Here is a 3,440-nt window from a genome sequence, read left to right as displayed (position 1 = left end):
CGGCGCGTCCGGGCCGAGCTCGCGGCCGATGCCGGACTGCTTGAAGCCGCCGAACGGCGTCCAGTAGCGCACCGACGAGTGCGAGTTGACGCTCAGCGCACCGGCCTCGACGGCTCGCGAGACCCGCAGCGCCCGCCCGACGTCGCGGGTGAAGATCGAGCCGGACAGCCCGAACTCGGTGTCGTTCGCGAGCTCGATCGCGTGCGCCTCGTCGTCGAACGGCATCACCGCGACGACCGGCCCGAACACCTCCTCGCGCCAGATCCGCTGCTGCGGGTCGGCGGCGAGCACGACGGTCGGCGCGAACCAGAACCCCGGGCCCTGCGGCGCCGACCCGGCGAACGCCACGTCGACCTCGTCGACGAAGCCCTTGACGGTCGCCTTCTGGCCGGCCGAGATCAGCGGTCCCATCTCGCTCGTATGGTCCGAGGGGTCGAGCACCTTGACGCCCTTGACCGCGGGCTCCAGCAGCGAGACGAACTCGTCGTACGCCGAGCGCTCCACCAGGATGCGCGAGCGCGCGCAGCAGTCCTGCCCGGCGTTGTCGAACACCGCCGACGGCGCTGACGCGGCCGCCTTGGCCAGGTCGGCGTCCGCGAACACGATGTTGGCGCTCTTGCCGCCCAGCTCCAGCGTCACCCGCTTCACCTGGTCGGCGCAGCCGGCCATGATCTTCTTGCCGACCTCGGTCGACCCCGTGAAGCACACCTTGCGTACGGCCGGGTGGGTCACGAAGCGCTCACCGACGACCGAACCCTTGCCGGGGAGCACGGTGAAGACCCCTTCGGGCAGCCCGGCCTCGAGGCCCAGCTCCGCGAGCCGGATCGCGGTCAGCGGCGTCAGCTCCGCCGGCTTGAGCACGACCGTGTTGCCGGCCGCCAGTGCGGGCGCGAAGCCCCAGCCGGCGATCGGCATCGGGAAGTTCCACGGCACGATGATCCCGACGACGCCGAGCGGCTCGTGGAACGTCACGTCGATGCCGCCGGCGACCGGGATCTGGTGCCCGGTCAGCCGCTCGGGCGCGGCCGAGTAGTAGTTGAGGACGTCCCGGACGTTGCCGGCCTCCCACGTCGCATTGCCCCAGGTGTGCCCGGAGTTGCGCACCTCGAGCTCGGCGAGCTCCTCGACGTGCTCGTCGACGAGCTGGGCGAACCGGCGCAGCAGCCTGGCCTTCTCGCCGGGTGCGACATCGCGCCAGCGCGGGAACGCCTCGGCGGCGCGCGCGATCGCGGCGTCGGTCTCCTCGAGCGACGCCAGGTGGACGTCGGTGACTTGTTCCTCCGTCGCGGGGTTCACGACGGTGTAGGTGTTACTCAATTCAGTTCCTCACATGCGTTCGAAGCTGCGGCGCAGCTCCCAGTCGGTCACGGCGGCCTCGAACGAGGCGAGCTCGACGTCGGCCATGTTGGTGTAGTGGTCCACGACCTCGTCGCCGAACACCTGGCGCGCGATCGCCGAGCCGGCCCAGGCGTCGCGCGCCTCGCGCAGCGTCGTCGGGACCTTGGGCTTGTCCGAGGCGTACGCATTGCCGGCCTGCTCGGGCTCGAGCTCCAGCTCGTTCTCGATGCCGTACAGCCCACCGGCCATCATCGCGGCGAGCGCGAGGTAGGGGTTGGTGTCGCCGCCGGGCACCCGGTTCTCCAGCCGCGCCGACGGTCCCTTGCCCACCAGACGTACGGCGCAGGTCCGGTTGTCGAGGCCCCACGCGACCGCGGTCGGCGCGAACGAGCCGCCCGCGAACCGCTTGTACGAGTTGACGTTCGGCGCGTAGAGCAGCGTGAAGTCGCGCATCGTCGCGAGGATCCCGGCGATGAACCGGTCGTACGTCGGCGTGCGACCGCCCCTTCCCCCATCCAGCTCGGTGTCCCAGAACGCGATGTCGCCGTCGGTGGTGCGCAACGAGAGGTGGATGTGGCACGAGTTGCCCTCGCGCTCGTTGTACTTCGCCATGAACGTCAGCGCCTTGCCGTGCGCCGCGGCGATCTCCTTGGCCGCGGTCTTGTAGACCGCGTGGTTGTCGGCCGTCACGAGCGCCTCGTCGTAGAGGAAGCCGATCTCGTGCTGCCCGGGGTTGCACTCGCCCTTGGCGCCCTCGACGTTCATGCCCGCGGCGTACATCGAGTTGCGGATGTCGCGCAGCAGCGGCTCGACACGGGTCGTCCCGACGATCGAGTAGTCGATGTTGTACTGGTTGGAGGGCGGGAGGTCGCGATAACCGCCGGACCAGGCCGCCTCGTACGTCGTGTCGAACACGATGAACTCGAGCTCCGTGCCGGCCAGCGCCGTGAACCCGGCATCGGCCGCCTTCGCGAGCTGCGCCTTGAGGATCGTCCGCGGCGACTGGACGACCGGCTTGTGGTCGAGCCACACCAGGTCGCACTGGATCAGCGCGGTCGCGGGCAGATGTGGCAGCAGCCGGATCGTGTTGAAGTCGAGGGCGAACTCCATGTCGCCGTAGCCCTTGTCCCACGACGACATCTCGTAGCCGTCGACCGTGTTCATGTCGATGTCGACGCTCAGGAGGTAGTTGCAGCCCTCGGTCCCCTGCTCGACCACGAAGTCGAGGAAGTACTGCCCGTGCAGCCGCTTGCCCTGCAGCCTGCCCTGCATGTCGGTGAACGCGACGACGACGGTGTCGACGTCACCCTCCTCGATCTGCACGCGCAGGTGCTCGAGGGTGAGCAGGCGTGGGTGTCGTTCGGTCATTTGCTGGTCCCCTTCACATGAGCCCCCGGAGCAGGGCTGCGGTGTCGTCGCAGTGGCTCTCCATGACACGCCGTGCCTTGGCGGCGTCCCCGGCGAGGATGGCCTCCGCGATCGCGGCGTGTTGCTGGCGCGAGTGGTCGATGTTGCGGTCGAGCACCGGGATCGCCCCGAGCATCTCGTGCAGGCGGATCTGCACGCTCGTCACGGCGTCGATCAGCAGCGGCGACTCGGTCAGTGAGGCGATCGCGAGGTGGAACTGCGAGTCGGCCTGGCGGTGCACGGCCTTGCTGGACGCCGAGCTGACCCGATCGAGGGCGGCCCGCAGCATCTCGGCCTGCTGATCGGTCAACGTACGCTGGGCCGCCGCGTGCGCGGCTCCCGGCTCGACGATGCGCCGGAACGTCAAGGCGTCGAGCAGGTCGGCCCGCGGACGCTCCAGCGTGGTCGAGGCGCCGGGCTCCTCGGGATGGAACTCGACGACACTGCCACCCCCACGGCCCCGGCGGGTCGTCAGCAGCCCTGCGTCGCGGAGCGCGCCGATCGCCTCGCGCAGCGTCGACCGCGACACCCCCATGCGCTCGGCGAGCTCGCGCTCGGGCGGCAGCGTGCTGCCGTCGGGGTAGATGCCGAGGCGGATCGACGTGGCGAGCATCTCGACGCACGACTCGAAGGCGTGGTGTGCCCGGAGGGGGCGGAGCACCGCGGCGGCGAGATCATCCTGCGTGTCCGCGAGG

Annotated in this window: 3 protein-coding genes; all 3 read right to left on the bottom strand. The window is 70.1% G+C overall.

Features of this window, described 5'->3' with window-relative positions:
• The coding region (locus V6M46_RS17270; RefSeq protein WP_332667345.1) for an aldehyde dehydrogenase family protein at window positions 1-1,317 on the bottom strand (1,317 nt) is incomplete at its 3' end.
• A gap of 9 nt (window positions 1,318-1,326) precedes the next feature.
• On the bottom strand, window positions 1,327-2,706 hold the full coding sequence (locus V6M46_RS17265) for a glutamine synthetase family protein (RefSeq protein ID WP_332667343.1): 1,380 nt from the start codon (window positions 2,704-2,706) through the stop codon (window positions 1,327-1,329).
• 13 nt (window positions 2,707-2,719) lie between these two features.
• The coding region (locus tag V6M46_RS17260; RefSeq protein ID WP_332667341.1) for a FadR/GntR family transcriptional regulator at window positions 2,720-3,440 on the bottom strand (721 nt) is incomplete at its 5' end.

This window comes from Aeromicrobium sp., assembly GCF_036676885.1.
Lineage (GTDB): Bacteria > Actinomycetota > Actinomycetes > Propionibacteriales > Nocardioidaceae > Aeromicrobium.
This window is presented reverse-complemented; position numbering and strand designations above follow the sequence as displayed.

Bases quoted from the DNA above. Each gene is read 5' to 3' on its own strand.
- V6M46_RS17265 (WP_332667343.1), bottom strand. From the start codon at position 2,706: ATGACCGAACGACACCCACGCCTGCTCACCCTCGAGCACCTGCGCGTG.